At 65.1% G+C, this 26667-nt stretch carries 28 protein-coding genes and 1 riboswitch; of the genes, 7 read left to right on the top strand and 21 right to left on the bottom strand.

All coding sequences use genetic code 11. The annotated features are described in order from the left end of the window. Positions 1-63: 63 nt before the first annotated feature. The 8 genes from adk to HHL21_RS13535 form a co-directional block, all read right to left on the bottom strand. Positions 64-720, bottom strand: coding sequence for an adenylate kinase (adk, locus tag HHL21_RS13570; RefSeq protein ID WP_169466717.1), 657 nt, complete (start codon positions 718-720; stop codon positions 64-66). Between the two features lie 163 nt (positions 721-883). After that, positions 884-1642 carry a 3-deoxy-manno-octulosonate cytidylyltransferase gene (gene kdsB / locus HHL21_RS13565; RefSeq protein WP_169466715.1) on the bottom strand — a complete coding sequence of 253 codons (759 nt, stop codon included), beginning with the start codon at positions 1640-1642 and terminating at the stop codon, positions 884-886. A gap of 1 nt (position 1643) precedes the next feature. Next, positions 1644-1814, bottom strand: a complete 171-nt coding sequence (locus tag HHL21_RS13560) for a Trm112 family protein (RefSeq protein ID WP_131422485.1) — start codon at positions 1812-1814, stop codon at positions 1644-1646. Next, entirely contained in the window at positions 1795-2829 is a 1035-nt protein-coding gene (lpxK, locus tag HHL21_RS13555; protein WP_169466713.1) for a tetraacyldisaccharide 4'-kinase, read from the bottom strand. Before lpxK ends, HHL21_RS13560 begins: the two co-directional genes overlap by 20 nt. A 33-nt stretch (positions 2830-2862) precedes the next feature. Next, positions 2863-3315, bottom strand: a complete 453-nt coding sequence (locus HHL21_RS13550) for an ExbD/TolR family protein (RefSeq protein ID WP_169467104.1) — start codon at positions 3313-3315, stop codon at positions 2863-2865. Continuing rightward, on the bottom strand, positions 3315-3920 hold the full coding sequence (locus HHL21_RS13545) for a MotA/TolQ/ExbB proton channel family protein (protein WP_169466711.1): 606 nt from the start codon (positions 3918-3920) through the stop codon (positions 3315-3317). The genes HHL21_RS13550 and HHL21_RS13545 overlap by 1 nt, the downstream gene beginning before the upstream one ends. A 928-nt stretch (positions 3921-4848) precedes the next feature. After that, complete coding sequence (locus HHL21_RS21710) at positions 4849-5520, bottom strand: ester cyclase (protein WP_169466709.1); 672 nt, start codon at positions 5518-5520, stop codon at positions 4849-4851. Positions 5521-5548: 28 nt separating this feature from the next. Next, positions 5549-6523, bottom strand: coding sequence for a quinone oxidoreductase family protein (locus HHL21_RS13535; protein ID WP_169466707.1), 975 nt, complete (start codon positions 6521-6523; stop codon positions 5549-5551). Between the two features lie 143 nt (positions 6524-6666). On the opposite strand from HHL21_RS13535, the gene HHL21_RS13530 reads away from it, so the two are divergent. From HHL21_RS13530 to HHL21_RS13515, 4 genes are all read left to right on the top strand, one after another. Further along, the gene (locus HHL21_RS13530; RefSeq protein WP_169466705.1) at positions 6667-7575 is read left to right on the top strand and encodes a LysR family transcriptional regulator; all 909 of its coding nucleotides are present in this window, start codon (positions 6667-6669) and stop codon (positions 7573-7575) included. Between the two features lie 99 nt (positions 7576-7674). Beyond that, complete coding sequence (xseA, locus tag HHL21_RS13525; protein ID WP_169466703.1) at positions 7675-9036, top strand: exodeoxyribonuclease VII large subunit; 1362 nt, start codon at positions 7675-7677, stop codon at positions 9034-9036. 110 nt (positions 9037-9146) lie between these two features. After that, complete coding sequence (gene sodB / locus HHL21_RS13520; RefSeq protein WP_169466701.1) at positions 9147-9725, top strand: superoxide dismutase [Fe]; 579 nt, start codon at positions 9147-9149, stop codon at positions 9723-9725. A gap of 196 nt (positions 9726-9921) precedes the next feature. Continuing rightward, positions 9922-10608 carry a response regulator gene (locus HHL21_RS13515; protein WP_169466699.1) on the top strand — a complete coding sequence of 229 codons (687 nt, stop codon included), beginning with the start codon at positions 9922-9924 and terminating at the stop codon, positions 10606-10608. Between the two features lie 9 nt (positions 10609-10617). Here the strand turns inward: HHL21_RS13515 and HHL21_RS13510 are convergent, their stop codons facing one another. The 3 genes from HHL21_RS13510 to HHL21_RS13500 all read right to left on the bottom strand — a co-directional run bounded on the left by HHL21_RS13510 (position 10618) and on the right by HHL21_RS13500 (position 13495). Further along, entirely contained in the window at positions 10618-11286 is a 669-nt protein-coding gene (locus tag HHL21_RS13510; RefSeq protein WP_169466697.1) for a hypothetical protein, read from the bottom strand. A 38-nt stretch (positions 11287-11324) separates the two neighbouring features. Continuing rightward, positions 11325-12191 (bottom strand): MipA/OmpV family protein, encoded by an 867-nt coding sequence (locus tag HHL21_RS13505; RefSeq protein WP_169466695.1) that lies wholly within the window; start codon positions 12189-12191, stop codon positions 11325-11327. A gap of 68 nt (positions 12192-12259) precedes the next feature. Beyond that, positions 12260-13495 carry a protease complex subunit PrcB family protein gene (locus HHL21_RS13500; protein WP_169466693.1) on the bottom strand — a complete coding sequence of 412 codons (1236 nt, stop codon included), beginning with the start codon at positions 13493-13495 and terminating at the stop codon, positions 12260-12262. A 288-nt stretch (positions 13496-13783) separates the two neighbouring features. Here HHL21_RS13500 and HHL21_RS13495 point away from each other — a divergent pair, with 288 nt between their 5' ends. Next, a complete protein-coding gene (locus HHL21_RS13495; RefSeq protein ID WP_169466691.1) occupies positions 13784-15097 on the top strand; it encodes an ATP-binding protein in 1314 nt (437 codons plus the stop codon). Between the two features lie 28 nt (positions 15098-15125). Here HHL21_RS13495 and HHL21_RS13490 read toward each other — a convergent pair whose 3' ends face one another. The 6 genes from HHL21_RS13490 to HHL21_RS13465 form a co-directional block, all read right to left on the bottom strand. Continuing rightward, complete coding sequence (locus HHL21_RS13490) at positions 15126-15443, bottom strand: hypothetical protein (protein ID WP_169466690.1); 318 nt, start codon at positions 15441-15443, stop codon at positions 15126-15128. A gap of 136 nt (positions 15444-15579) precedes the next feature. Then, on the bottom strand, positions 15580-16266 hold the full coding sequence (locus HHL21_RS13485; protein WP_169466688.1) for a thiol:disulfide interchange protein DsbA/DsbL: 687 nt from the start codon (positions 16264-16266) through the stop codon (positions 15580-15582). Between the two features lie 130 nt (positions 16267-16396). Next, a complete protein-coding gene (locus HHL21_RS13480; RefSeq protein ID WP_169466686.1) occupies positions 16397-17284 on the bottom strand; it encodes a cobalamin-binding protein in 888 nt (295 codons plus the stop codon). Positions 17285-17291: 7 nt separating this feature from the next. After that, positions 17292-18068: an ABC transporter ATP-binding protein gene (locus HHL21_RS13475; RefSeq protein ID WP_169466684.1), complete on the bottom strand. Its 777-nt coding sequence runs from the start codon at positions 18066-18068 to the stop codon at positions 17292-17294. Then, positions 18065-19075, bottom strand: coding sequence for a FecCD family ABC transporter permease (locus HHL21_RS13470; RefSeq protein ID WP_169466682.1), 1011 nt, complete (start codon positions 19073-19075; stop codon positions 18065-18067). The genes HHL21_RS13475 and HHL21_RS13470 overlap by 4 nt, the downstream gene beginning before the upstream one ends. A 9-nt stretch (positions 19076-19084) precedes the next feature. Beyond that, the gene (locus HHL21_RS13465; protein ID WP_229496400.1) at positions 19085-21064 is read right to left on the bottom strand and encodes a TonB-dependent receptor; all 1980 of its coding nucleotides are present in this window, start codon (positions 21062-21064) and stop codon (positions 19085-19087) included. A gap of 78 nt (positions 21065-21142) precedes the next feature. Continuing rightward, a riboswitch (cobalamin riboswitch) is annotated at positions 21143-21373 on the bottom strand. 55 nt (positions 21374-21428) lie between these two features. Here HHL21_RS13465 and HHL21_RS13460 point away from each other — a divergent pair. Next, positions 21429-22247, top strand: a complete 819-nt coding sequence (locus HHL21_RS13460; protein ID WP_169466680.1) for a DODA-type extradiol aromatic ring-opening family dioxygenase — start codon at positions 21429-21431, stop codon at positions 22245-22247. 15 nt (positions 22248-22262) lie between these two features. Here the strand turns inward: HHL21_RS13460 and HHL21_RS13455 are convergent, their stop codons facing one another. Next, positions 22263-22490, bottom strand: a complete 228-nt coding sequence (locus HHL21_RS13455) for a hypothetical protein (protein WP_169466678.1) — start codon at positions 22488-22490, stop codon at positions 22263-22265. Here HHL21_RS13455 and HHL21_RS13450 point away from each other — a divergent pair. Continuing rightward, complete coding sequence (locus HHL21_RS13450; protein ID WP_370659733.1) at positions 22438-23403, top strand: MBL fold metallo-hydrolase; 966 nt, start codon at positions 22438-22440, stop codon at positions 23401-23403. The two genes, HHL21_RS13455 and HHL21_RS13450, sit on opposite strands and share 53 nt — an antisense overlap. Positions 23404-23419: 16 nt before the next feature. Here the strand turns inward: HHL21_RS13450 and ylqF are convergent, their stop codons facing one another. Genes ylqF through HHL21_RS13435 form a run of 3 tightly spaced genes read right to left on the bottom strand, consistent with a single transcriptional unit; the run spans position 23420 to position 26519 of the window. Further along, positions 23420-24340, bottom strand: coding sequence for a ribosome biogenesis GTPase YlqF (gene ylqF / locus HHL21_RS13445; protein WP_229496434.1), 921 nt, complete (start codon positions 24338-24340; stop codon positions 23420-23422). Between the two features lie 57 nt (positions 24341-24397). Beyond that, the gene (locus tag HHL21_RS13440) at positions 24398-25642 is read right to left on the bottom strand and encodes a hypothetical protein (RefSeq protein WP_169466672.1); all 1245 of its coding nucleotides are present in this window, start codon (positions 25640-25642) and stop codon (positions 24398-24400) included. Further along, positions 25632-26519, bottom strand: coding sequence for a hypothetical protein (locus tag HHL21_RS13435; protein WP_206085776.1), 888 nt, complete (start codon positions 26517-26519; stop codon positions 25632-25634). The genes HHL21_RS13440 and HHL21_RS13435 overlap by 11 nt, the downstream gene beginning before the upstream one ends. Positions 26520-26667 lie beyond the last annotated feature (148 nt).

Here is a 26667-nt window from a genome sequence, read left to right as displayed (position 1 = left end):
TCCAGCGCGCGCAGGCTCATTCAACGAGCATGAAAAAAGCGGACCGCGGTCCGCTTTGATTGATTATTGCGACAGGGCCGCGAAGGCGCGCTCGCGCACTTCATCGACTGGGCCGACGCCGGAAATCTTGCGGTACTGCGGCGCGCCAGGCAGGCCGGACTGCGCCCACTGGTTGTAGTAGCCGAGCAAAACTTCGGTCTGGTTGTGGTAGACGCCGAGCCGTTTTTTGACGGTCTCTTCGAGGTCGTCGTCACGCTGCACCAGCGGTTCGCCGGTGATGTCGTCGACGTTGTCCACTTTTGGCGGATTGAATTTGGTGTGATACACGCGGCCGGAAGCCGGGTGCGAGCGGCGGCCGCTCATGCGCTCGACGATCAGTTCGTCGGGCACGTCGAATTCGAGGACGTAGTCGACGTTGATGCCGGCTTCCTTCATGGCGTCGGCCTGCGCGATGGTGCGCGGGAAGCCGTCGAACAGGTAGCCGTTCTCGGTGTCTTGGTCTTTCAGGCGGTCCTTGACCAGGCCAATCATGATGTCGTCGGACACCAGGCCGCCAGCGTCCATCACCTTCTTGGCAGCCAGGCCAAGTTCGGTCCCGGCCTTGATCGCGGCACGCAGCATGTCGCCGGTCGAGATTTGCGGGATGTTGTACTTTTCCTTGATGAAGTTAGCTTGGGTGCCCTTGCCGGCACCTGGTGCTCCTAACAAAATAAGACGCATGAAAATTCCTAGACTGATTTAAATTTGATTATATTTTTAGCAACAAATCCACATTGATGCATATCTGACTACCTTGGTACGAAACTTACCACAAAAGTCATTGAATAAGCCAACGGGAAATGCTTCGCGTTTTTTAGAGCGATCTTGCGCAGGGCGATCGCGTTCACATCGTCGCCGGGTAGTGCAGGCGGACGCGCGCGAGATCTTCGGGCGTATCGACGCCGGCCGCTGGCGCGCTCTCAGTAATATACACGGCGATCGGATAGCCATGCCACAGCACGCGCAGCTGTTCGAGCGCCTCGACTTCTTCCAGCGGCGACGACGCCAGTCCCGGGTAAGCCTGGAGGAAGGCATTGCTGTAGGCGTAAAGCCCGATGTGGCGCAGCGGCGCGTAAGCGGCAGGCAGCGTGTCCTTCGACTGCGCGAAAGCGTCGCGGTGCCATGGAATCGCCGCGCGCGAGAAGTACAGCGCGCGCCCGTGCTTGTCGAGCACCACCTTGACCACGTTCGGGTTGAAGCAGTCCTCTGCGCTGGAGAGCGGATGCGCGCAGGTCGCCATCGGCACATCGAGCGAGATGCGCGCCGCGCATGCGGACAGCAGCTCCGGATCGATCAGCGGCTCGTCGCCCTGCAGGTTGACCACCACGTCGTCCGGCGCCAGTTCGAGCGCGCGCGCCACTTCGGCGATGCGGTCGGTGCCGGACGGATGGTCGGATCGGGTCATGAAAGCTTCGACGCCGTGGGCCGCGCAGGCGGCCGCGATGTCGAGGTGGTCGGTGGCGACGATCACACGCGAAGCGCCGGATAACGCCGCGCGCTCGGCGACACGCACCACCATTGGCTTGCCGCCCAGGTCGGCCAGCGGCTTGTTCGGCAGACGGGTCGACGCCAGGCGCGCCGGGATGATGACGATGAAGCCCATCTTATTGCGGCTCCACCTTGCGCGCCTCGTCGGCCCACATGATCGGGATGCCGTCGCGGACCGGGAACGCCAGGCGGTCGCCGCGGCAGATCAGTTCCTGCGCTTTTTTATCGTATTCGAGGGGGCCCTTGCACAGCGGGCAGACCAGGATATCAAGCAGACGAGCATCCACGACATTTCTCCACAATTTGTTCGGCCAGCGCGCGGTCAAGCTGCGCCGTCACCGGGACGACCCACAGGCGCGGGTCGTTGATCAGGTTTTCAAGTTGCCCACATTTTACTGCATCCTTCTCGGTGATCAGGATGATGTCGGCGTCGACGGTGGCGAACGGGTCGTCGAGGAAGTCGTGGTGGTCGGGCAGCGGCAGCTCGGCAAACGCCAGGCCGGCGCCGCGCAGCATGTCGAAGAAGCGCTTTGGATTGCCGATGCCCGCGGCGGCGGCGATGCGTTTGCCGGCCATGGACGCCAGCGGTATCCGCGCGCCGCCCGCCAGCGGCTCGGCATATTCGCCGGCGAGGCGCATCTGGAACGGTTTGCCGCCGACCGCCGCGGCCAGCTGCGGCGTCAGCTGCGGTGCGTTGACCACCGTGAAATCGCGGCGGCGCGTGGGCGGTTCGCGCAGCGGCCCTGCCGGCAGCAGCCAGCCATTGCCGACGGCGCGGCCGTCGAACAGCACCACTTCGACATCGCGCTGCAAGGCGTAGTGCTGGAGGCCGTCGTCGGCGATCAGCACGTCGACGTCGGGATGGGCGGCCAGCAGCGCCAGCCCCGCTTCGGCGCGCTTGCGGCCGACGAAAACCGGGCAGCCGGTACGGCGCGCCATCAGCAGGGGCTCGTCGCCGACTTCCTGTGCGGTCGATGCGGAGGTGACGGCGCGCGGCGCACCGCCCTCGCCGCCATGGCCGCGCGAGATGATCCCCGGCGCGAAGCCGGCTGCACGCAACGCCTCGGCCAGCCAGATCGTCAGCGGCGTCTTGCCGGTGCCGCCAATGAAGATATTGCCGACCACGACCACCGGGACCGGCAGTTTAGTGGAGGCCAGCAGGCCCGATTTGAACAGGCGCACGCGCAGCGCCGCCAGCGCGCGGAACAGCAGCGACAGCGGCAGCAGCGCGCAGGCGAGCGGGCCGCGGTGCAGCCAGGCGCGGGTCAGCGTCGATTCGATGGATGGTTTCGTGTTCGGCATGCGATGGCGGGCGAAGCGGCTTCGCCCGCGCTCTTACTTCCTGGCGCCCGTCTGGGCGGCGAAGGTCAGCTTGTCGTAGCCGGCGATGCGCGAGGCTTCCAGCACGTTGATGACCATCTGGTGCATCGCGAACTGGTCGGCGTTGACGATGACGACCGGGCTTTCGGACGGCGCAGCGAGCGGCCGGCCATCGGGGCCGGTGCGCGCGGCGTTCTTCAGTTCTTCAGCCAGGCCGGCCACACTGTGGAACGACACCGGCACATTGTTGACGGTGTAGTTGCCCTTGGCGTCGACGGTGACGTTGATCTCGAACGGTTTTTCGAGCGCCTTCTCGGCGTCCGCGGTCGGCAGCGTAATCTGCAGTTCGGTGAACTTGCTGTAGGTGGTCGTCACCATCAGGAAGATCAGTACGACCAGCAGCACGTCGATGAACGGGATCAGGTTGATCTCGGGATCCTCGCGGCGCTGGCCGCGGCGAAAGTCCATCATTTGCGGGCACCGTGCACGATGTCGACCAGCTTCACCGACTGCAGCTCCATGTCGATGATGAAGCTGTCGACCAGTGCGCGGAAGTGGCGATAGAAGACCAGCGCGGGCATTGCGACGGCCAGGCCGAAACCGGTGTTATAGAGGGCGACCGAAATGCCGTGCGCCAGTTGCGCGGGGTTGGTCCCGGTAGAGTTCTGCGCGCCGAAGATCTCGATCATGCCGACCACGGTACCGAACAATCCCATCAAGGGCGCCAGCGAAGCAATGGTGCCGAGGGTGGTCAGGAAGCGTTCGAGCACGTGGGCCACGCCGCGCCCTGCTTCCTCGATCGACTCCTTCATCACGTCGCGCGGCGAGTTCACATTGCGCAGCGCGGCGGCGAGCACAGTGCCGAGCGGCGAATTCTGTTCGAGCTTTTCGACGACCTCCCCGGTGATCTTGCCATTATGGTAGACACGAACCACCTCATCGAGGAGCTGCGGCGGCAGGATCTTGGCGCGGCGCAGGTAGATCAGGCGTTCGATAATCAGCGCCAGGGCGACGATGGAGGCGATCAACAATGGCCAGATGGGCCAGCCTGCAGCTTGGATAATGGCGAGCAAAACGAACTCCTGAATTAAGTGGAAAGCCGGTTGAGACAACCCCGGCAATGTAACGTGTTGCCAGCTGGACGGCAAGTAGGGTTCTGCACAGGAATTGTGGATAAGATTGTGTGCAAGCGGGCATGCATATATCTAAGCCCATGATTTATATATGAATTATCGCATTGATCAAAATCAAGGCAGAGTGGAAAACCCGGCGCCACTTCGTTCAAATCGGATGAGGGACCGATTGGAACGGGCGTTTTATCCCCAGTTGCAAACAGAATCTGTGGATAAAATTGTTAGCAATAGGGCGCGCACGATTGCAAGCTGTTGATTTAAAAGAACAAAGCCACGCCGCCTAAAAAGATGGCACGATTTCATGTTGAGCCAAATTCCGTCCTGGCGCCAGTTTCTGCACATTTTTTGTGGATAAGACTGTGAGGAAGAGGTTTACCCAAGCGTAAGGCCCTTGATTTAAAACACATTTATTGCCTTGCGAAAATTTTATGCAATTGGGCTAATGCGGCGTTCCTGAGCTCTTTTCACCCGCGCTCGGGATCAGTTTCACGCCCACATGAAGCCGCTGTGAACATCTCCCGTTCTTTTGCACACGTTCTGTGGAGAACACTGTGTGCAAGCCGTCCAACAGTCGGTAAGTACCTTGTTTTTAAAGGGAATTATCGTCCCGCCTAAAAATGCGGCAGTGGATAAGCCATGGCTGTGCCGGCTGCGCAGTAGCCCTTTTGCACACCTTCTGTGGACAACACTGTGCGCAAGCAAATTGACAAACTGGTAAGCCCTTGATTCATAAAGGATTCCTTGCTTCGCACAATTTTTCATCACGGCAACGTCTTTCGCGGAGCTTCAACCCCGGCGCGCGGCTGGCGGGCGCCGGTCATGGCGCTACTTTGTCTTTCCTTTCAACAGCTCACTCATGATGTTCACCTCATGTTGCGGTCAGTTGCTGGATCAACGAGTACAGGTTGGCCACGCCCCAGTGTTCGGCGATCTTGCCGTCCTGTACGCGCATGACGTTGACGGTTTCGAACTGGACGCTGCGGCCGGTCGGTGCAACCCCAAGGAACTCGCCCCGGTGGGTGCCGTGGTAGGTCTTGTAGGTAGTCACACGGTCGCCATCGGCGATTTGCCAGTGGATGTTGGCGCGGAAGTCGGGGAACGCGCTGCGCAGTGTCTTGTATAGCTTCAGTGCGCCCGCCTTGTCCGGCGTCGAGTTTGGTTGCGGCGTATGGTCCACGAAGTCGTCGGCGAACAGCTCGTCGAACAGCGCGTAGTTGCCGATGGCGCCATGCCACACGCCGCCGCCCGCGTTCATCCACTCGACGCCGCCGGTTGGCAGGATGCCGGTCTTGCCGGTGGTGTCGATGTATTCCATCTCGCCTGAGACGATGACCGTGAGGGTGGCGATGCCGGAATGGGGGTGCAACCCGGACAGCGGCTTGCCGCTTGGTGCGATATCGAAATCGTCAAGGAAGACGAAGGGCTTGATACGCTCGCCCAGGCCGGACGGACTGACCAGGCGGTTGAACCAAGCCTGGCGCTGGCCGCGGGTACGGTACTGGACCTGGCGCGCCGGTTTGGCGGATAAGACTGCGTTCATGATGAAACTCCTTTGCTTCGGTTCGGATTCAAGGGACGAGGATCGCCGGGCCCGCAATGCGGCGCGCTGCCAGGTCGTGGTGGGCGCGGACCACGTCCGACATGGCATAGCGCACCGGGGTGACGTCGCCGAAGACACCGGCACGCCAGGTAGCGAACAGGTCAGCGCTTGACTCGTCCAGGCTCTCGCGGCTGTTGACGTACTGGCTGGTAGCTGGCTTGGTGTAGCGGATGCCGCGCTGGTCCAGCTGGCCCTGGAAATTCGGCAGCGGCGAACCCGAGGCATTGCCGACGTGGACCAGGTGGCCGCCGTCGCGCAGCGCCAGGATCGACTGCGCGAAGGTGGCCTGGCCGACAAATTCATACACCACGTCGACGCCGCCGGGGACGATGGCGCGCACCTGGCCTGCCAGGTCGGCCGCGCTGGCGTCGAGCACATGGTCGATCCCGTGCGCGCTCACCAGCGCCACCTTGGAAACCGAACCGACGGTGGCGATGACGGTGGCGCCGAGCGCCTTTGCCCAGCGCGTCACCAGCGAGCCGACACCGCCTGCCGCGCCGTGCACGAGGATGGTGTCGCCTGCCTTGATGTTGTGTACGCGCTTGAGCAGCATCCATGCGGTCAGCCCCTTGGTCAGCAGCGCAGCGGCGGTTTCGGTTGCCACGTCCGGCGGCAGCTTGACCAGCACGTCGGCTTCGATCATGCGGACGTTGGCGTAGGCGCCCAACGAGAAAAAGTAGGCGACCCGGTCGCCGGTGGCAAAACCGGTGACGCCTTCGCCGACTTCCTCGATGACGCCCGCGCCTTCCACGCCGATGCTTAACGGCAGGGGCATGCTGAAGGTGCCATCACGGAACATCGTGTCGATGAAGTTAAGGCCAACAGCTTGCTGGCCGAGGCGGACCTGGCCGCGTGGCGGGGTAGCGATGGCGGCCGGGGCCGGCTCATAGCGCATCACTTCCGGGGCGCCGTGTTCATAGATGCGTACGCGTTGCTGTTTCATGTCATTCTCCTTGTCTGGCCGGCGAAGCGTTGTGCCCGCATACAGCAGATCATGGATCGAAGTATAGGTATCACCACTGCGGTGATAAAGCTGTTATAAATGACAGCGGTGTTCCCAATAACGTGATAATCGGAGAGGCCGGAATGGATCAGTTCCTGGCGGTAAGGGCATTTACAGCGGTGGTGGAGGCCGGCAGCTTCGTCAAAGCGGCCAACGCGCTCGACCTGCCGCGCAACACGGTGACCAAGCTGGTGCAGGCGCTGGAGGCCCACCTGCACGTCAAGCTGCTGAACCGGACGACGCGGCGCGTGTCGACGACCAACGACGGCACCGCGTATTACGAGCGCATGGCGCGCCTGATCGACGAATGGCAGGAGGCCGACCTGGCCTTGGCCAGCGCCCAGTCGAATCCGCGCGGAAGATTACGGGTCGACATGGGTGCGACCATCGCGACCGTGCTGGTGATACCTGCGCTGCCGGAATTCCAGCGCCGCTATCCGGATCTGCAGATCGACATCGGCGTGAGCGACCGCCCCGTGGACCTGCTAGGCGACCGGGTCGATTGCGTGCTGCGTAGCGGTACGGTTACGGATCCATCGTTGATCGCGCGCCATATCGGCGACATGCCGTTTGTCACCACCGCGACACCCGGGTACCTGCGCAAGCACGGCGTGCCGAACCATCCGTCGGACCTCGAGAACGGCCACCTGTTAGTCCGCTATTTCTTCGCGGGCACGGGACGGCAACTGCCGATCGAACTGGTGCGTGGCAACGAGCGCGTCAAGGTAAAGGCACGGCATTTTGTCGGCATCAACGACACCAATGCAATGCTTGCCGCGGGCCTGGCGGGGCTGGGAGTGATGCATTCCCCGGCCTTTATCGCGGAGCAGCACATCGCCTCGGGCCTGCTTGTGCCGCTGCTGCGCGACTGGAAGGCTGCCAGCGTTCCGCTGTCGATTGTGTATGCCCCCAACCGCCACCTGAGTACCCGTGTACGAGTGTTTGTGGACTGGATGGTGGAACTGATACGGGAGCGAGGGCTGGGTCGTTAGCGCGGCACTCAGCTTTCTTTGAAAATCAATCACATCTGCCGAGATCTTGATACCATGACGGATTTGCGACAATAGCATCATCGAAACACCTTCAAGCCCATGCAAACAATCCCCGACGCCGACCCTGGCCACGCCGCCCCGCCCGTACTGACCGTGACCGCGCTGAACGCGCAAGTGGCGCGGCTGCTGGAGCGCAGCTTTCCGCTGACCTGGATCGGCGGCGAGATCTCGAACTTCACGCGCGCCAGTTCCGGCCACTGGTATTTCACGCTCAAGGACGATGCGGCGCAGGTGCGCGCGGTGATGTTCCGCGGCCGCGCCCAGTTCGCCGGCTTCATCCCGCGCGAAGGCGACAAGGTCGAAGTGCGCGCGCTGGTGACGCTGTATGGCGCGCGCGGCGACTACCAGATCAATGTCGAGGCGCTCCGCCGGGCCGGCGTCGGCGCGCTGTATGAAGCCTTCCTGCGCCTGAAGGACAAGCTGACCGCGCAGGGACTGTTCGACCCGGACCGCAAGCGCGCGCTGCCGATGTTCACGCGCTCGGTCGGCATCGTCACCAGCCCGCAAGCGGCCGCGCTGCGCGACGTGCTGACGGCGCTGCAGCGCCGCGCCCCGCACCTGCGCATCGTGCTCTACCCTGCCCCGGTGCAGGGCCAGCTGGCGGCCCAGAAGATCGCCGACGCCATCGCGACCGCCTCGCACCGCGCCGAAGTCGACGTGCTTCTGGTGGTGCGAGGCGGCGGCTCGATCGAAGACCTGTGGAGCTTCAACGAAGAAGTAGTCGCGCGCGCGATTGCCGGCTGCAGCATGCCGGTGATCGCCGGCGTCGGCCACGAAACCGACTTCACGATCGCCGACTTCGCCGCCGACATGCGCGCGGCCACGCCGACGGCGGCGGCCGAACTGGCGGCCACCCCGCGTGCCGACTGGATGGCGTCGCTGTCGGGCGACGCCACCGACCTGCGGCGCGCGATGCGGCGCATGCTGTCGGAAGCGAACCTCAACCTCGACAACTACACGCGCCGCCTGCTCAGTCCCTCCGCGCAGATCGGGCACCAGCGCCTGAAGCTGGTCGCGCTGTCGACCGCGCTCACCCATGCGGTGCGCGCGCCGGTAAACCGCCACGGTTTCGCGCTGGCGCAGCTGCGCGCGCGCTGGGCGCGCCACCGTCCCGACGTGCGGGCGCTGCGCGCCGAACTCGCATCGCAGCAGCGCCACTGCGCTGCCAGCATCGCCAGCCAGCTTGGGCAGCGCCGCGATGCGCTGGGCGCGCTGGCGGCCCAGCTCGAGCTGCTCAACCCGCAGCGCACGCTTGAGCGCGGCTATGCCATTGTCAGCGACAGCCGCGGCAAGGTACTGCGCTCCCCTGACGATATCCGCATACGCGAAGCGTTGACGGTGCGGCTGGCCGAAGGTACTGCCGAGGTCGGCGTAGCGAGTGTGCAGAAGGCGCTCGGTTAGGCCCGTTTTTTTTCCGGCGCGAAGCAATGTGCAATGAAAGCTGAGACGAATTACAATAAGCGTCGTTTCTGAAGAAATAACGCATTCCCAATCAATAAAAGGACAACAACATGGAACATACCCTGCCGGCACTGCCATACGCGATGGACGCCCTTGCACCGCACATCTCCAAGGAAACGCTTGAGTTCCACTACGGCAAGCACCACCAGACCTATGTGACGAACCTGAACAACCTGATCAAGGGCACCGAGTTCGAAAGCATGTCGCTCGAAGAGATCGTCAAGAAATCGAGCGGCGGCGTGTTCAACAATGCGGCCCAGGTATGGAACCACACGTTCTACTGGAACTGCATGAAGCCGGCGGGCGGCGGCCAGGCGACTGGTGCCGTGGCTGACGCGATCAACGCCAAGTGGGGCTCGTTCGACAAGTTCAAGGAAGAATTCACCAAGTCGTGCGTCGGCAACTTCGGTTCCGGCTGGACCTGGCTGGTCAAGAAAGCGGACGGTTCGGTCGACATCGTCAACACCTCGAACGCCGGCACCCCGCTGACCACTGGCGACACCCCGCTGCTGACCTGCGACGTCTGGGAACACGCCTACTACATCGACTACCGCAACCTGCGCGCCAAGTACGTCGAATCGTTCTGGGGCCTGGTCAACTGGGACTTCGTCGCCCAGAACGCCGCTTAATTAAAAGCATCGCCTAAAAAATCCGCTCCGGCGGATTTTTTTCGCCAATCTTCCTCACTTCGGGGTCTGTCCCCGGGGACGGACCCCGTCACGTGGCCCCTGAAGTTGTCATCAACATGTATCGTATTGTCGTCTTGTTCCTGCAATCGCCTTTTTTGCTACTTGCTCTTATAAAATGATCGGTTAGGAGAGCCTTATGCATAAATTATTGCTGGTTGAAGACGATGCGCGCCTGGCGCAGCTGGTGACGGAGTACCTGACGGCTTACGAGTTTTCGGTCGACGTCGTGACACGCGGCGACGAGGCGCTGCAGCGCTTCCGCGAACTCTCCCCCGACGTGGTGGTCCTCGACCTGATGCTGCCCGGCCTCGACGGCATGGTGGTGTGCCGCCAGTTGCGCGACTTGGGCGACGTGCCTATCCTGATCCTGACCGCGCGCGAGGATTCGTATGACGAGGTGTCCGGACTGGAACAGGGCGCGGACGATTTCGTCAACAAGCCGGTGCAGCCGCGCGTGCTGCTGGCCCGCCTGCGCGCATTGATGCGGCGCGCCCAGAACAAGGCAGCTCCCGAGACCGGCGTGCTGGCCTTCGGCGCGCTGTCGATCTTTACCAGTGACCGCAGCGTCACGTGGCGCGGCCAGCCGTGTGTGCTGAGCAATACTGAGTACAAGCTGCTGCTGGTATTGGCCGAGGCGGCCGGGACGGTGCTGTCGCGCGATGCGCTGCTGAAGAAGATGCGCGGGATCGAGTTCGATGGCCTGGACCGCAGCATCGATAACTGCATCTCCAAGCTGCGCCGCAAGTTCGACGATACCGAGTCGGAAAAAATCAAGACGGTGTGGGGCGAGGGCTACCTGTTCTCGCCGTCGGCCTGGACCTAAGCCCGGCGCTTACTCGATCAGCGCCGCGATCGACAGCGGCGCATCGGTCATCACGACCTGCCCCTTGTCGGCGCCCTCGGCGAAGCGGTAGTTGACCACGCGGAAGGCGGCGTGCGGATCGTCGCTGAACGCCGCGCCCGTCACTGCCGGCAGCACCGTGTCTCCCGCAGCTCCCCTCCTCAGCCTGACCTCCGGTTCGCCGGCCGCGCCGGTGAAGGCGAAGCGCACACCGACACATTTCTTCGCGCCAGCCGAGGCGTCCGTGTGGCGTTGCCAGGCCAGCGCCTGTTCGCAGGCGGCGCGCAGGTGCGCAGTTTCATACAGGCCGTCGGCCTGGACGATGATCGATATGCGCGGACGGAACACGTACTGCCCGACCTTGCGGCTCAGCACCAGCGCGGCATTCTCGTCGTAGGCTGCCTTGAGGAAGGGGAACACGGAGCGCCCGGCGGCGTCGAGCGGCAGGTTCAGCTGCATCGTCTTGCCCTGCAGGCTGAGCTGCACGCCGTCGAGGCTGACGCCTTTTTCGCGCGGCATCACCTGGTAGTGGCTCTGGATGAAGTTCTTCGGCTGGCCGTATTTCTCGAACACCACCATCGCGCGGTAGGCGTCGCGATAGCTGACCCACTCCCCGGTCGCCGCAGCGCTGGCCGCACCGCTGCCTGCCGCAAGCAGCATGGCAACAACAGCCGGAAGGTGACGGTAAACGCGCATGGTCAGAAACGGTAAGCTAGGGCCGTCGAGACGGTCAGGTTGGTCGGCCGCTCGGTGAGCGGGCTATCGGCGGCGCTGCCGCGCAGGCGCGATGCCTGCACGCCGGTGGTCACCAGCCAGGACGGGCTGAACGACCAGTTCCAGCGGACGTTCAGGTGCACGTCCTTGACACCGCCGCTGGCCGCAAATTCCTTATTCAATCCGCGCACCGACTCGATCTCGGTGACGCCGAAATAGGCCTGGTTGTGGTTGCGGTTGGCCACAGTCATGCCGACCCCGACCGAGACGAAATGGTTTGGCGCCAGGTGCCTGCTGGCGTGCTGCAGCCCCACGCGCCACAAAGCGCCGTTGCCTCCATTGCCGGAACCATACAGCACGCTGTTGGTCAGGCGAACCTGCGGCATCGGGTAGTAATTGAAGAAGCCGCCCGCCTGCAGGCGCGTGCGCTGCACGTCCATGCCCATCAGCCGGTGGCCATCGCCGTTGTGCGACTTGAATGGGCCTTGCACATCCGGCGGGCCCAGCGTCCAGTCCGATCCAGTGACCACCATGCCGACGTCGCCCGACAGCCCCGACTCGCTGCGGCGCGGCTGGATTGCCAGCAATGGGCCGTATTCGACCGACGGCTGGTTCGACAAGTGGATGCCGGCGCTCAGGCCGGAAACGAACAGCCCGTTGCTCCACGCGGCCTGGAACACCGGCAAGGCCCGCACCCGGCGCTGGCCCGAGCCCTCGTACACCGGGGCCGTGACGGCGCCCAGCCCGACATACATGTCGCGGCTGCCGTCGGGCATCGGGTTGCTGGCGGGCGTCTGGGCAGCAGCTGCACTGCATGCACCGGCCAGGGCGAGGGCGAGAAGCTTATCCATTTATCATTGTGTCGGAGTTCGGGTGGACGCCATTTTACGGCGTACCGCCCGGCAACCCAACAATTCCCTTACTTGAGGACCTTTACCTGTGACGTAAACTCGACAGGAGCCTCGGAGCGCTCGACCATCACAATGTGCGCCGGATGCACGATCGCCAGCGTGCACATGACGCCCGGCCCGGGCGCGGTGTCGGTACGCGCCACGGTAATTTTGCCGTTCGCCCGCACCACACTGTCGATCGCGGTGGAGTGGCAGCCGTTTTCCCGGCTGCCCAGGAAGACGCCGATCACCATGTGGCGCGTAAAGTCCACCTGCGGCAGCGGCATCGCGCCGCCGTGTTCGGCCCACAGCGCGGCAAATGCGGCACCATCGCGCGCCACCATGTTTTTCGGCTGGACCAGCAGCGAGCGGCTGCTGCGGTCGAGTTCCCTGAACGCCAGCTGCACCGGATTGATATTGACGAATTCCACCACGGCGTCGCTGCGCGGGATGGCGGCGGCCGCCATCGGCGCGCTGGCCGCCTGCGTGCAGACCGCAAAGGTGGCGAGGTCGCGTTCGTCGAAACTGACCACGACCTTGCCCGAGCCTGCCATCACCTTGTCGATGCGCACCTGGCGGCACCCATTGCCGCCCTGCCCGCCGAACACCGCCACCAGCATCTTGCTGCCGAAATCGACGCGCGGCCTCTCCGGCGCCGGGCTGCGGCCGTTGCTGTGCGCGGCCCACAGGCTGGACCAGGCGGCTTCGTCGCGAACCACGACCGTCTTTGCCTCATGCACGCCGGAGAAGGCGTCCTCGGCCACTTGCGTGAAGGCCACCGGTTCGCGCTTTTCCGGCTGGAAACTCAGCAATTCAACCGTGTGGGCGCTGCCGAGGCCGAGGTCAGCGCTGCCGAGGTTTTTCAGGATGGTGTCGAACATGGCGCGCGCGCCCACGTCGCTGCAGCTGATGCGCGGCCCCATGATGGAGTCGCCCGCTTCGCACAGCAATGCGTCAGGCGTGGCGCCATACAGGCGCTGGGCGTAGGAATTGTCGGCGCAGGTGCCGGCGCGGTCCCAGAATACCTGCTTGCCGTCGATCACGAACAGGCGGTTGCGCGTATTGGCGCAGACTTCCTCGCGGGCGCGCGTGAAGAACAGTTCAGCCGGGATGGTGCTGGCGGATGGAGCCGGTTGACCCACGATGACTGCTGGACTGGCTTGCCGGTCTGGCAGGCGGGCGCCATCGCCCCCGCCTCCGCAGCTCGACAGCAACACGACGCCGGCCAGCGGCACCGCGCCAATCATACGCTCCAGAATCCTCATGCTACCAACGCTCCCCTCACACCGGCCAGCGCTTATTACGCCCAGACTGAACAAGAATAAAAAAAGCCCACGACACTTGTCGTATCAGTGGGCAAACGGAAAATCCATGTGCCTATCTTAGGCACTGGCGGGTTTCCATTCACCCGTGACATGTAAGGCAATTGTCGTGGATTTGTAATTCCCCACGGAACGCGCTGCTCTTATACAATGCGCTTCAGGGAGAAAAACTATGTTTTCGGCAAGTTTGTTCAACGCCAGGGATATCGGGCAGTACAGGAGCCGGCGGCTGTGAACCGCATTTTCTTCCGTTTCTTCATGCTGGTGATGCTGTCGATCACCGCCGCCACCTTCGTCATCTACTTCGCGATGAGCCGCCTGTTCGGCGATCCGCTCGACGATATCGCGCGCCGCCAGGCCGCCGCCCAGATCTTTTTGCTTGAGCAGTACGTCGACAAAGCCCCCACCGATGAATGGCTGGAACGCCTGAACAAGGTGCGCGAGGTGTCGGGCGTCAAACTCGACCTGATTCCGCTGACCCAGGCGCGCTCGCGCCTCGACGCCGCCCAGCTGGGCGCCCTCGACAGCGGCGCCGTCGTGCTGGACGCCGACACCAAGGCGTTCTACCGGCGCGTCGACCTGACCGGCCACAAGTACATCGGCAGCGAAGCCGACGTGATCCATGCGCAGGACCTGCCGATCGACGTCGGGCTGGCGCTCGAGATGGAGGCGGTGCGTTATGTGATCGTCGCGCTGGCCCTGCTGATTCCGATCGCGATGTGGTCGCGCTCGCACTGGAACGGCTTGCAGGCGCTGTCGAAGGTGGCGGACGACTTCGGCGCCGGCGACCTGTCGGCGCGCGCGCACATGCGGCCCAGCGCCAGCATCTATCCGCTGGCCGAACGGATCGACCACATGGCGGCCCGCATCGAGGGGCTGCTGGACGCCCAGCGCAACCTGGTGCACTCGGTCTCGCATGAACTGCGTACGCCGATCGCGCGGCTGGAGTTCGCGCTTGAACTGCTGCGCGGCGCCGCCGGCGACCCGGCGCTGGAAGGCCGTATCGCCGCGATGGAAGGCGACCTGCAGGAACTGAACGCGCTGGTCGGCGAACTGCTCAGCATGACCCGGCTCGACAGCCCGCAGGCGCTGCAGCTGGAAACCTTCGACCTCGCAGCGGCTTTGGCCGGCTGCCGCGATGCGCTCGACCCGGCCGGCCCGGTCCCGTCGTTCGGGCCACTGGTCGGCCTCGGCGAGGCGACGGCCGACCGCCGGCTGCTGGCGCGGGCGATCGGCAACGTGATGCGCAATGCGCAGAAGTACGCGCAGGGCCGGGTGGAACTTGGCGCGCGCCGCCTCGCCGACGGCAGCATCGAGATCGTGGTCGATGACGACGGCCCCGGCATTCCAGCGGAAGAGCGCGAAAAGATCTTCGAGCCCTTCTATCGGCTCGACCGCAGCCGCGACCGCGCCACCGGCGGCTTCGGCCTGGGATTGTCGATCGCGCAGAAGGCCGTCACGCTGCACGGCGGCACCATCGCGGTGGCCGAGTCGCCGCTGGGCGGCGCGCGCTTCGTCATCACGCTGCCGGCCGCGCAAGCATAAAAAAACTCCGCCGCAGCGGAGTTGGTGGTTACTTTACTTCGTCGGGACGCAAGTGCGTCACGCCGTACCACAGGTGCTGCCACCAGTGCTCGCGCGAGGCCACGATCTCCAGGCATTTGCGGTCGACCTCGCCCTTGAACACCGGGTCGGCGCACTGCTTTGTCATCAGCGCGTTGCGCTGGTTTTCGGCGTTGATCAGTGCGATCGACATCCAGATCACGACACCGGCAAAGACCACCACCAGCGTCCACGCCAGCTGGTTGATGTAGCGGATCTCGAACAGGCCTTCCTCGTCCGGCCGCGAGCCGTCGTAAATCTTTAATAGTTTTTCTTCTGCTTTGCTCATTTCGGTCGCCTTTTCTTGTTGCCGCCAGGGGGCGCCAGACGCTTCATTCTAATCAATCGCGGCCACTTATTCCAGTCACGCCGCCGACGGGCAAAAAAAACTCCGCCGCGGCGGAGTCTTCACAGGATGGTACGGCTTACTTCTTCGCCGCTGGCACCAGGCCCTTGTCCTTCTGCACCTTGGCGACCAGCGCATCGACCACTTGCAGCGTCGACTGGGCCACGTTGGCGTTGGTCGCGCCCTTGACCGCCGCGCCGACCACCGATGGCGAGGTCATGTAGCGGCCGTCGACGATCAGCGTCGGTACCGAATCGACCTTGTAGGCGCCCAGCACCTGCTGGGTGCGGCGCAGCTTCGACAGCACGCCGAACGAGTTCCAGTATTCGAGGAACTTGGCCTTGTCGACGCCGTTCTTGGCAACCCACTCGATGATCGCGTCGTCGCGGTTCAGGCGCTGGCGCTCGACGTGGAAGGCGCGGAACACCTTCGGATGCATCTCTTCGAGCTTGCCCATCGCTTCGAGCGTCAGGTACAGGTGCGCTTCAGGATCGTTCGCGCCCTGCAACGGCATGTGCACGCGCTTGAAGTTGATATTGTCGCCCTGCTTTTTCACCCACGCGGCCAGGGTCGGCTCGAGCGCGTTACAGGCCGGGCAGTGGTACATGAAGAATTCGATGACTTCCACTTTCTTGCCAACGGTTTGCGCGGGCTGCGGCTGGGCCAGCGTGATGTATTCGACACCGTTGGTCGGCGCGGTTGGCGAAGCAAAGGCCGTGCTGGCGATCAGGCTCGCGGCGGCAAGGGCAAAACGCAGGGAACGCATAATTATCCTTCGTAGTGTAGTTAAGCAACGAAGCGGAGGTTACCACTTTTTTGCCCGCAAAGCAGTGATCCGCCCCGGTTATTGCATTTGCTTACCTCTGTAACGCGGGGCAAGGCTGTCATTACAGCGCTCATTTCGGACGCCGCTGGCGCGCCGATTCGAGCCGGTCGCACAGCTGCGCCACGCCAGCCGGGAGGCGCGGCCCGGCGCGCGTGAGCAGCTCGCTGTTCAAGGTGAACAGGTTGTCGCGCGCGACCGCCGTCATGGCCTTGTACGGCTTCCAGATCGTGATGCCGGCGTCGTCCGGACCGTGCTGCTGGTCGCCGACGATGGCTTCCGGATTCGCCTGCATGACTGCTTCGATGCTGACTGACGGCGCCTTCACCTTCAGGCCCGCGAAGATGTTCTCGCCGCCGCACAGGCGGATGGCGTCGCTGACGATATGGTCGCCGCTGAGCGTGTAGACCGGCTTGTCCCAGATCTGGTAGAACACCCGCACGGTCGGGCGCTTGCTGTGGCGCGCGGCCAGCGCGGCGACCTGGGCGCGGTAGGTGGCGGCGGCCTTCTGCGCAGTCGCCTCGGTGCCGAGCAGCTGGCCGAAGCGCGCCAGGCTGGTCGCCACGTCGTCGAGCTTGCGCGGTTCGCTGAAGAACACCGGTATGCCCAGGCTGCGCAGCTGCTCCAGCTGGCGCGCCGTATTCCCGCTTTGCCAGACGATCAGCAGGTCGGGCTTGAGCGCCACCGCGCGCTCCATGTCGATCTGGCTGTTGCTGCCGACCAGGGGGATGCGCTTGGCCGCCTCCGGGTAGTCGCTGAAGTTCATCGCGCCGACGATGCGGTTGCCGCCACCGGCGGCGAACAGCAGCTCGGTCACATGCGGCGACATCGAGATGATGCGCCGCGCCGGCTGCTGCAAGGTGACGCGGTTGCCGGCGTCGTCGACGACGCTGATAGCCGCGCGGGCCGCGGGCGACAATGCCGCGATTGAGAGCAGGATAATCTTGAATGTGTTGTTCATGTCGGTCTCAAATGGCAGTTGCGTCGCCGGCGATGAACACTGTCCGGCCGCCGTGCCTGAGCATGTCGATCGGATGGCCGAGGCAGCGGCCGAGTGTCGGCGGCTGCATCACTTCCTCGGCGCTGCCTGCCAGCCAGCCGCCGTCGCCCATCAGCAGCAACGCGTTGGTGGCCACGCTGTGCGCGAGGTTCAGGTCATGGCCGACCATTACCACGGTCTTGCGCTGTTCGCGGCACAGGCGCGCGAGCAGCCGCATCGCGGACACCTGGTGGGCCAGGTCGAGCGCGTTGGCCGGTTCGTCCAGCAGCATCAGCGGCGTGTCCTGCGCCAACAGCGCGGCAATCGCCACCCGCTGGCGTTCGCCGCCGGACAAGGTGCGCACGTCGCGCTGGGCCAGGTGCAGCACATCGAGCGCCTCCAGCGCCTGCTGCGCCGCGAAGTGATCGTCGCTGCCTTCCCAGTAGCGGTCGGCGTGGTAGGGATGGCGCGCCATCAGGACCGTCTCGATGACGCGGTAGGCAAAGGCGTCGTTGCGCGACTGCGCCAGGAACGAGCGCTCGCGCGCCAGCGCGGCGGCGTCGCGTCCGTCCAGCGTGCGCCCGGCGATCGCGGCGCGGCCGCCGTCCGGCGTGCGCAGGCCCGCCAGGGTGCGCAGCAAGGTGCTCTTGCCGGCGCCGTTGCGGCCAATGATGCACCACAGCTGGCCGGGCGACGCCTTCCACGACAGCGCGTCGACCAGGGTGCGCTCACCGGCGCGCAGGGTAAGGGAGAAAGTTTCGATCATGGCCGGCGCAACTTCAGCTGGTGCAGCTGGAACAGGAACACCGGCACGCCGATCAGCGACGTCAGCACGCCGACCGGCAGCTGCTGCGGTGCGAGCACGGTGCGCGCCAGGGTATCGGCCAGCACCAGGAAGGCGCCGCCGGTAATTGCCGCGGCGGGCAGCAGCACGCGGTGATCGGGCCCGAACGCGTGGCGGCAGGCGTGTGGCACGATCAGGCCGACGAAGCCGATGCTGCCGGCGGTCGTCACCGCGCTCGCAGTCAGGATGCCGGAACAAATAAACAGCGAGCGGCGCAGCCGGCCGACATCGACGCCGAGGGTGGCGGCGGCGTCCGCGTGCAGCGCCATCACGTTGAGCTGGCGCGCGCTGCGCAGCGCGAACAGCAAGGCGCCTGCCAGGATCAGCCAGGGCAGCACGCGCCACCCTGCTCCGGACAGGTCGCCGACCATCCAGAACACCATGCCGCGCAGCCGCGATTCCGGTGCGATGGACAGCATCAGGGTGACCAGCGCCATGCATGCCGCGGCGAGGATGACGCCGGTCAGCAGCAAGGTATTGGGGTCGGCGGGCGCGTCGCGCAAGGCGCCGCCGCCGAGGTCGCGCCGCGCCAGCAGGTACAGCACGGCCGATACGCCGACCGCGCCGGCCAGCGCGCCGAGGTCCACCATCCACAATGCGGCCCCGCCCAGCAGCGCCGCCAGCGCGCCGACCGCAGCGCCGCTGGAGATGCCCAGCACGTAGGGATCGGCCAGCGGGTTGCGCAGCAGCGCCTGCATCATCACGCCGGCCAGCGCCAGCGCGGCGCCGGTGGCGAATGCGGCACAGGCGCGTCCAAGGCGCAGGTCGAGCAGCGTCGACGCCATGCCGCCCTCCCCGGCCAGCGCCGCCGGCAGCTCGGCCAGCGGAATGCCGACCGAGCCGACCATGCCGGACCCGAGCAGCACCAGCAGCGCTGCCGACGACAGCAGCGCGAGCAAGGTGCGGTAGCGGGTCGCAGTGTGGATCATGCGGCAGCCTTAGAAGTCGTAGCGGGCGGAGACCCGCAACTGGCGGCCATCGGCCGGGTAGATGCCACCGCGGCAGATGAAGGCGTTGCTGTAGTACTGCTTGTCGCCCAGGTTCAGCCCCGCCAGCGCGAACTCCCACTGCCCGACCTTGCGGGCGTAGCGTGCGTCCACGGTGGTATAGGCCGGGATGCGCGCGCCGCAGTTGTTGGTGAAGTCGTTGCCGAAGCGCTGGCTGTCGACCCACTGCACGCCGACATCGGCGCTATGGCCGCCGGCCGGCGCCCACGACAGGCGCGCGGACACCACGTTCTCGGGCACCAGCACCATTTCGCGGCCGGCGTTGGGGCCGTCGGTGAACTCCGCCTTCACGTGCTGCAGGCTCGCGGTCAGGCGCCAGTCGGCGGCGATGCGCGCTTTGGCGTCGAGTTCCACGCCCTGGCGGCGGGTCGGATCGAGGTTGGTGTTGACGCCGAAGTTGATGGTCGGGTCGTAGAATATCTCGTCTTCGATCTTGTGGCGGAACACGCGCGCGCCGACCTGGTGATCGGCAGGGCCGAACGCCGCGCCCAGTTCGAGGTCGCGCGAGGTTTGCGCCCTCAATGGCGACGGGCCGGAACGGAACGCGTTCTCGTCCGAGTTAGGCATGCGGTAGCTGCGGCCTGCCTTGGCGTACACCTTCAGCAGCGGCGCCACGTCCTGGCTGGCCTGCACTTCCCATGCGGTCTGCGACTGCTTGACGCGCTCGTCGAGCGCCGGGAACGCCAGCGCATCGACGGTCTCCTTGTCGAACGATTCGCGCCGCACGCCCAGTGCCAGGCGGCTGTTGTGGGCGGCATTCCAGCGGATTTCGTCGCGCAGGTACAGCGCCTTCGAATCCTGCGTGGCGTCGGCTGCCGAGAACCCGGATTCGGTTGCGCGGGTCCAGCGGATCAGGTCGATGCCGGCCACGAATTCATTCAGCTTGCCGTCGAACTGCGTCAGGTGGCGCAGGCGCGGCGAGAACTGGGTCTGGCGGCTGTCGTAGGTGGCGGCCGACGGACTGGTGATGCCGCCGAAGGTGAAGTAATAGGTGGCCGACACGGTCTTTTCGCGGTGCGACAGTTCGGCGGCGAAGTCGGTCGAACCGATACGGTGCTCGAACAGCGCCGTCACGCGGTCGGATTCGAGTCCGCCGAAGTCGCGCGGCGTGCTGGCCATCTCAGGGTTGGTTTCGAACTGCAGCAGGCTGAGGGAGCCCGGGAACTCGGCATCCTGGCGCGCGCTGTCGACGCGCACGGCGACACGGCCGGCCTCCGTCGTCCATTGCAGGCCGCCGCTGAAGCTGCGGTTGTCGAAGCGGTTGTGGTCGCGGTAGTTGTCGGTCTCGAGGTCGCTGATCGAGGCGTCGAGCGCGAATGCATCCCAGCTGCGGGCGGCGCTGGCGCGCACTTCGCGCAGGCCGAACTGCCCCGCTTCGAGGCTCAGCATGCCGCGGCCTTCGTTCTTCGCCGCGCGCTTGGTGACGATCTGGATCACGCCGCCGGTGGCGCCGTCGCCATACAGCACGCTGGCGCCGCCGCGCACGATCTCGATGCGTTCGACCGTGTCGATCGGGATGGTCGACAGGATCGGTCCGCTCAGTTCATTTTCCGACATGCGCACGCCGTCGAGCACGACGACCATATTCTGGCTGCTGTTGGAGCCGAAGCCGCGCAGGTCGAGGCTGAAGTCGGGCGAGCCGTCCAGGCTCTGGCGGCCGTAGACGCCGCCGAGCTTGCGGATCGCCTGGTTGACGTCGGTGACGCCGGCGCGGCGGATCTGGCCGGCGTCGATGACGGTGGCGGCGATCGGGTACAGCGACGGGTCGCTGGCAAAGCGCGCGCCGGTCACGACGACCGATGGCATGGTTTGCTGGGCGTTGGCGGAAACGGTAAAGCAGGCGGAAAGTGCGAGGGCGAGCGCAAGCGGCCTGGCGGCCGGTGCGCGGCAAAATGCTGCGTGAATGTTCATGGTGCTTTTTTTCGAATGTGAGCATCCGGCCTGCGTCCCCGCAAGCCGGATTCAACGGAAGGCGCGGGCGTTCGGCACGCGCTTCCACCTGTCCTGGCCGGTATCCGGGCTCGCAAGACAGACCGCCCCACCTTCCTATGCCGGGGCACAGTGGTGTTCGGGGCGGCCAGTCGCCGGCATGCGGCGACGCTTGTTTACCGTTGCGGGGGCAGCACACGTTGGCCGCCGGCGTTTGCGCAGCAGCGTCGTGTTTCCCGTTTAACTGCCGGCGTGACTACGCCGGCGGGCACCAAAACACCGATATTATAAGCGCAAGGCCCGTTGTGCCAGAATCGGCATCGAGGTCTTTGGCAACGGAGGACGCATGGAAGACGCGCTACCCACCTATTTCCTGTCGCATGGCGGCGGCCCGTGGCCGTTCATGAAGGAGCAGTATGGCTCGACCTACGACGTGCTGGAAGCGTCGCTGGCCGACATCCCGCGCCAGGTCGGCGTTCGTCCCAACGCCGTGCTGGTGGTGTCGGGCCACTGGGAAGAGCGCGAGTTCACGCTGTCGTCAAGCGCCGCGCCCGGAATGATCTACGACTACGGCGGCTTCCCGTCCCATACTTACCAGGTCAAATATCCGGCGCCCGGCGCGCCGCAGCTGGCCGCGCGCGCCGCGATCCTGCTGGCGCAGGCCGGGTTCAACGCCGGACTCGATCCGAACCGCGGCTTCGACCACGGCACCTTCAGCATGCTGTACCCGGTCTATCCGCAGGCGGACGTGCCGGTGGTGCAGCTGTCGCTGCGCCATGGCTTCAACCCGCAGGCGCATGTGGATGCGGGGCGCGCGCTGGCGCCCTTGCGCGGCGAAGGCGTGTTGATTATCGGGAGCGGGCTGAGTTATCACAACCTGCACCAGTTCGGCCCGGGCGGACGGCTGGCGTCGCACAAGTTCGACGACTGGCTGCGCTTTGCCTTGCTGGAGCTGGCGCCGTCCGAGCGCACCGGCGCGCTGCTGCACTGGGACCAGGCGCCGTACGCGCGCATGGCGCATCCGCGCGAGGAACACCTGATGCCGCTATTGGTCGCGTATGGCGCGGCCGAGCATGAAGCGGCGGCCTGCGTGTACCACGAGGATGAATTCTTCGGCAGCCTGGCGGTGTCGAGCTTTCGCTTCGGACAGGCGCGGCAACCGTAGCGGGTTCGTCACCGTCTACGGCGCCACCACCCGGCGCACGGCTTCCATCATCGAGGCGCGCAGTTCTGTACTGCCCCGCTTGTCGAGATTGCAGTAGTCGAGCTGAACGGTGCTCAGGCGCAGCACGAGTGACAGGAGATGCTCGGCAGGGATCGTCTTGTTCACCACTCCCGCCTGCTGCGCTTCCACGATCTTCGCTTTAAATAACCCGGTACCCATGCACAAACAAAGTACCGGCGACATGGTGCGCCTTGCCTGGACCTTCTTTTTCAATAAGCCTGCCGGTACCGCGCCGCTCCAGGCCGTTCCCGAACGTCCCCTGAGCACGAGCGCGCTTCTTGCAGCGCCGGACAATACGCTCTATCGCCTGGGCCATTCGACCATGCTGTTCAAACTGGCCGGAGAGTTTTACCTGACCGATCCGGTCTTCTCGCAACGCGCCTCGCCGGTACAGTGGGCCGGCCCTGCGCGCTTCCATGCGCCGCCGCTTGACATCGATGACCTGCCACCGATCAAGGCCGTCATTTTGTCCCATGACCACTACGACCATCTCGACCGTGCGGCAATCATGGCGCTTGCCGCCAAGACCTCGTACTTCCTGACGCCCCTGGGCGTGGGCGATATCCTGCTCGACTGGGGCGTCGATCCCGCGAAGGTGCGCCAGTTCGACTGGTGGGAGGGCGCCGAGTTCGGCGCGGTGCGCTTTGTGGCCACGCCCGCGCAGCATTTCTCCGGACGCGGCATCAACGATGGCAACGCGACCCTGTGGGCTTCCTGGGTGATCCAGCACGACGACCTGAAGATCTTCTTCAGTGGCGATACCGGTTACTTTGACGGCTTCAAGGAGATTGGCGCCAAATATGGGCCCTTCGACGTGGCCTTGTTGGAAACGGGTGCGTATGACGAGCAGTGGCCGGACGTCCACATGCAGCCGGAAGAGACGATGCAGGCGTTCCTCGACCTGGGCGCAGCCTGGCTGCTGCCGGTCCATAATGGAACGTTCGACCTGGGCCTCCATCCATGGCAGGAACCGTTCGACCGGATCGCCGCGTTGGCGGCAACGGCTGGCGTGGCATTGACGACGCCCGAAATGGGCGAGCCGCTCGACCTCACGCGGCCGCATGCCGGCACGTCATGGTGGCGCGACCTGAAGTAAGGTCCTTTCGGACGAATCAAGACCCGCGCTTGCCGCGGGCGTTGCGCTCGGCTTTTTCGGCGGCGGCGGCAGCGGCCCTGGCCGCCTTCGCCGCCATTTCCGCGTCATGCTGCATCAGGCGGGCAGCGCGGGTTTCCGGCGTCTCGAGGCTGATGCGCCCCAGCGCCCCGCTGCGGTAATCCTGCAGGAAGGTGTGCGCGGCCTTCTCGAAATCGAGGTCGCCGCCCTTCTGGCGGAAGCCGCGGCGCGCGGCCACGCCTTCGACCACGCCAATCGCGTCGATGCCTTCGAGCTTGAAGCCATAACGCGCGGTCAGCAAATGCGGATAGCGTTCCAGCAGCACCTCGGCCAGGAACACGGCCACCTCTTCCTCGATCAGCGCGTTCGAACCGATCGCATGGCTGGCCGCCAGCATCAGGCCGTCGCTGGCCATCGCGATTTTCGGCCACAGCATGCCGGGCGTGTCGACCAGGATGGTGTTCTTGCCGAGGTAGAGCTTCTGCTGCATCTTGGTGACGGCCGGCTCGTCGCCCACCTTGGCGACCTTTTTCTTCAGCAGCGCGTTCATCAGGGTCGATTTGCCGACGTTCGGGATCCCCATGATCATGATGCGCAGCGGCTTGGTCGGCACGCCGCGGTGCGGCGCCAGCGACTGGCACAGGTCCGGGATGCGCGCCACGTCGGCCGGCTTCTTGGTGGTCATCGGATACGCGGTCACGCCTTCCTGGGCGTCGTAGAAGGCGCTCCAGGCCCTGGTCGCTTCCGGGTCGGCCAGGTCGACCTTGTTGAGGATCTTCAGGCAGGGGCGCTGGCGGAACAGCCGCAGTTCCTCGACCATCGGGTTGCAGCTCGCCTCTGGCAGGCGCGCGTCCAGCACTTCGATCACCAGGTCGGTGTTCTCCATCTGCTCCGCCGCCTTCTTGCGGGCGGCGTTCATGTGGCCCGGGTACCATTGTATCGACATGCTGCGCTTTCAAAATCCTCTGTAGAACCGCTATTTTACGGCACTGGCGTCGCACTGGCTGGCCGGAAGCGGCCGCGCGGGATCGAAGGCTGCCAGCGCGTCTTTCGCCCGGCTGGCGTCGTTCGCGAATTCGGCCAGGTGGCGGGTACGCTCCTCGCCCGCATATTCGGTATCCGAGAAGCTGCGCAGCGGATGCGGCTTGCCCGCTACCACCCTGCCCGCGAGGCGCGGCATCAAGGCGCGGTCCGGGTCGACGTTTTCCTTCAGCAGGTAGCCGTCGACGTCGCGCAGGGTCAGCGGCATGGCCGGCGCCTTGTCATGCAGGAGCTTGCCGAACACCGTCAGCCTGATGTCGTTGGGGCCGGCGCGCAGCACGTCGTTGAAGGTCGCCAGCGCGAACGGCTTGCCCTTCGCGTCGTCGACGCGGCCGGTCACGATGTAGCGCCCGGCCTGGCGCACATCGGCTTTCAAAACGTACGACAGCGAGCCGTCCTCGATCACTTCGCGCGCCTGGCCGGCCCAGGTGGCCGGCACTTCGGGACTGTAGTTCACGTCGAACAGCGCGACACCCGCGCGGCCGTTGACGGTATAGCGCACCTCGGTGCGGATGGTGCCGTTGAACTGGGCGAGCGAGGTTTGCGCCGGCGCCAGCAACGCGGCGAAATGGCTGTCGCCGCCGACCGGATCGGCGCCGGCGCCATCGTCGGCAAACGGCAGCGATACCTGCGCGGCGGGCCGGCTGGCGCCAAACGTCATGCCGCCCGCAACCGCGCGCGTGACCACCAGCGGCAAGGCGCCACCTTGTGCGTTGACGGCGCGCAGCGAGAACGCCACCGCTTCGCCGGCCACCATGAACACGCGCGACTGCGAGGTCTGGACCAGCACGTTCGGATCGGCGCCGCGGCCTCCCTCGCCGCGCATCGGCTGGATTTCGACCACCGGCTGGTTCGGATAGACCTGGTCCGGATGCTCGGCGATCGGGCGCGAGGACACCGGGTACTTTGTGCTGGCGTGGTAGCTGCAATACGCCTGGTCGGCGTTCCGGTACTGCTCGGCCAGCAGGCGCGCGCGCTCCTCTTGCCCGGCGCCGGCGGGCAACCCCGGCAAGCCGACCGGCGCGCCGGACGACTGCACGGCGGCGGCGGTACGCACCGGCGCGGCGCCGCTGCTTGCCGCCGCGCCCCTCCCTGCCTCGGGCCAGAAGAGAATGGCCAGCGCCGCCACGATGGCGACGCCGGCTGCCGCCAGCGCCAGCTTTGGACGCTTAGTAGGCACTATTGACCACCGCGGTGCGTACTACGCCGACAATGCCGCCCCAGTTGCCGTTGGCGTAGTGGTTGTAGCTCTCGTTATCGTCCCTGAACGAGACCGAGTGGTAGCTCCACTTCGCATTGCCGCCTTCATTTGCGGCCGTGCCGAGCGACAGGTCGTTGCAGAACCAGTCGCTTGGGTTGCAGTAGGAGCCGCCCGAACTGCCGGCCACGCCGCCGGTGCTGTGGTAGGCCACGGCCTCGTCGTCCTGGCCCGGCAGGATGCCCGAGTAGGCCGTGCCCTTGGCGCCGGCGTACATGTAGAACCAGACGTTGGCGGTCGCATTGTGGTTGTACATGGCGCGCGCGGTGGTGGTCTTCAGGTCCTTGACCAGCGGCTCGGAGGTGGTCCACGAGCCGGCGTCGGACAGCTCGGAGCCGCCGCCCGCACCGGAGGCGGCGCGCACCCATTTAATATTCCAGCCGGTCTGCGCGCTGCCGTCCGAATTGCCGCACACGCCAGCCGTATTCGGCGTCGCGTTCTTCTTCAGGCGCGCCGAGCTGCCATAGTTGGCCAGCGTGTAGCCCATCATCAGGTCGCCCGCGCTGTGGGTGGCGACGTAGCACCAGTTGGCGCCGGTGCAGAAGCAGTCGAGCGCGTCGCGGATCTTGCCGTTCTGCGAGGAGATGCTGTTGTAGCCGTCCCAGTTCACCGATTTCTTGTTCACGCCCGCAGCCGTCGTGCCCGGCCCCCAATAGGTAAAGCTGTTGTAATTGCCGACCACGCCGCCGCCGGTGCGCCCGTTGATCCAGAGCGTGTAGTTGGCGGCGCTGGCCAGGCTGGATGCGGCGGTCAGCGCGAGGACGAAGAGCGTGACGAAAATGCGCGTGAATCGACTCATTTATTTCTCCTTGTATGGGACAACGGACGAAACAATCGGGTGAGACGGCTAGGCGGGAAGAATGGAAATAGAACGAGCGTGCTGCCGTTCAGCAATGAATTTACCGAGCGGATATATGCATGTCAATCCGCACGGTTGAGAAAGCCGC

Origin of the sequence: Massilia polaris (assembly GCF_012927275.1) — a bacterium.
In the GTDB taxonomy this organism is placed as follows: Bacteria; Pseudomonadota; Gammaproteobacteria; order Burkholderiales; family Burkholderiaceae_D; genus Telluria_A; species Telluria_A polaris.
This window is presented reverse-complemented; position numbering and strand designations above follow the sequence as displayed.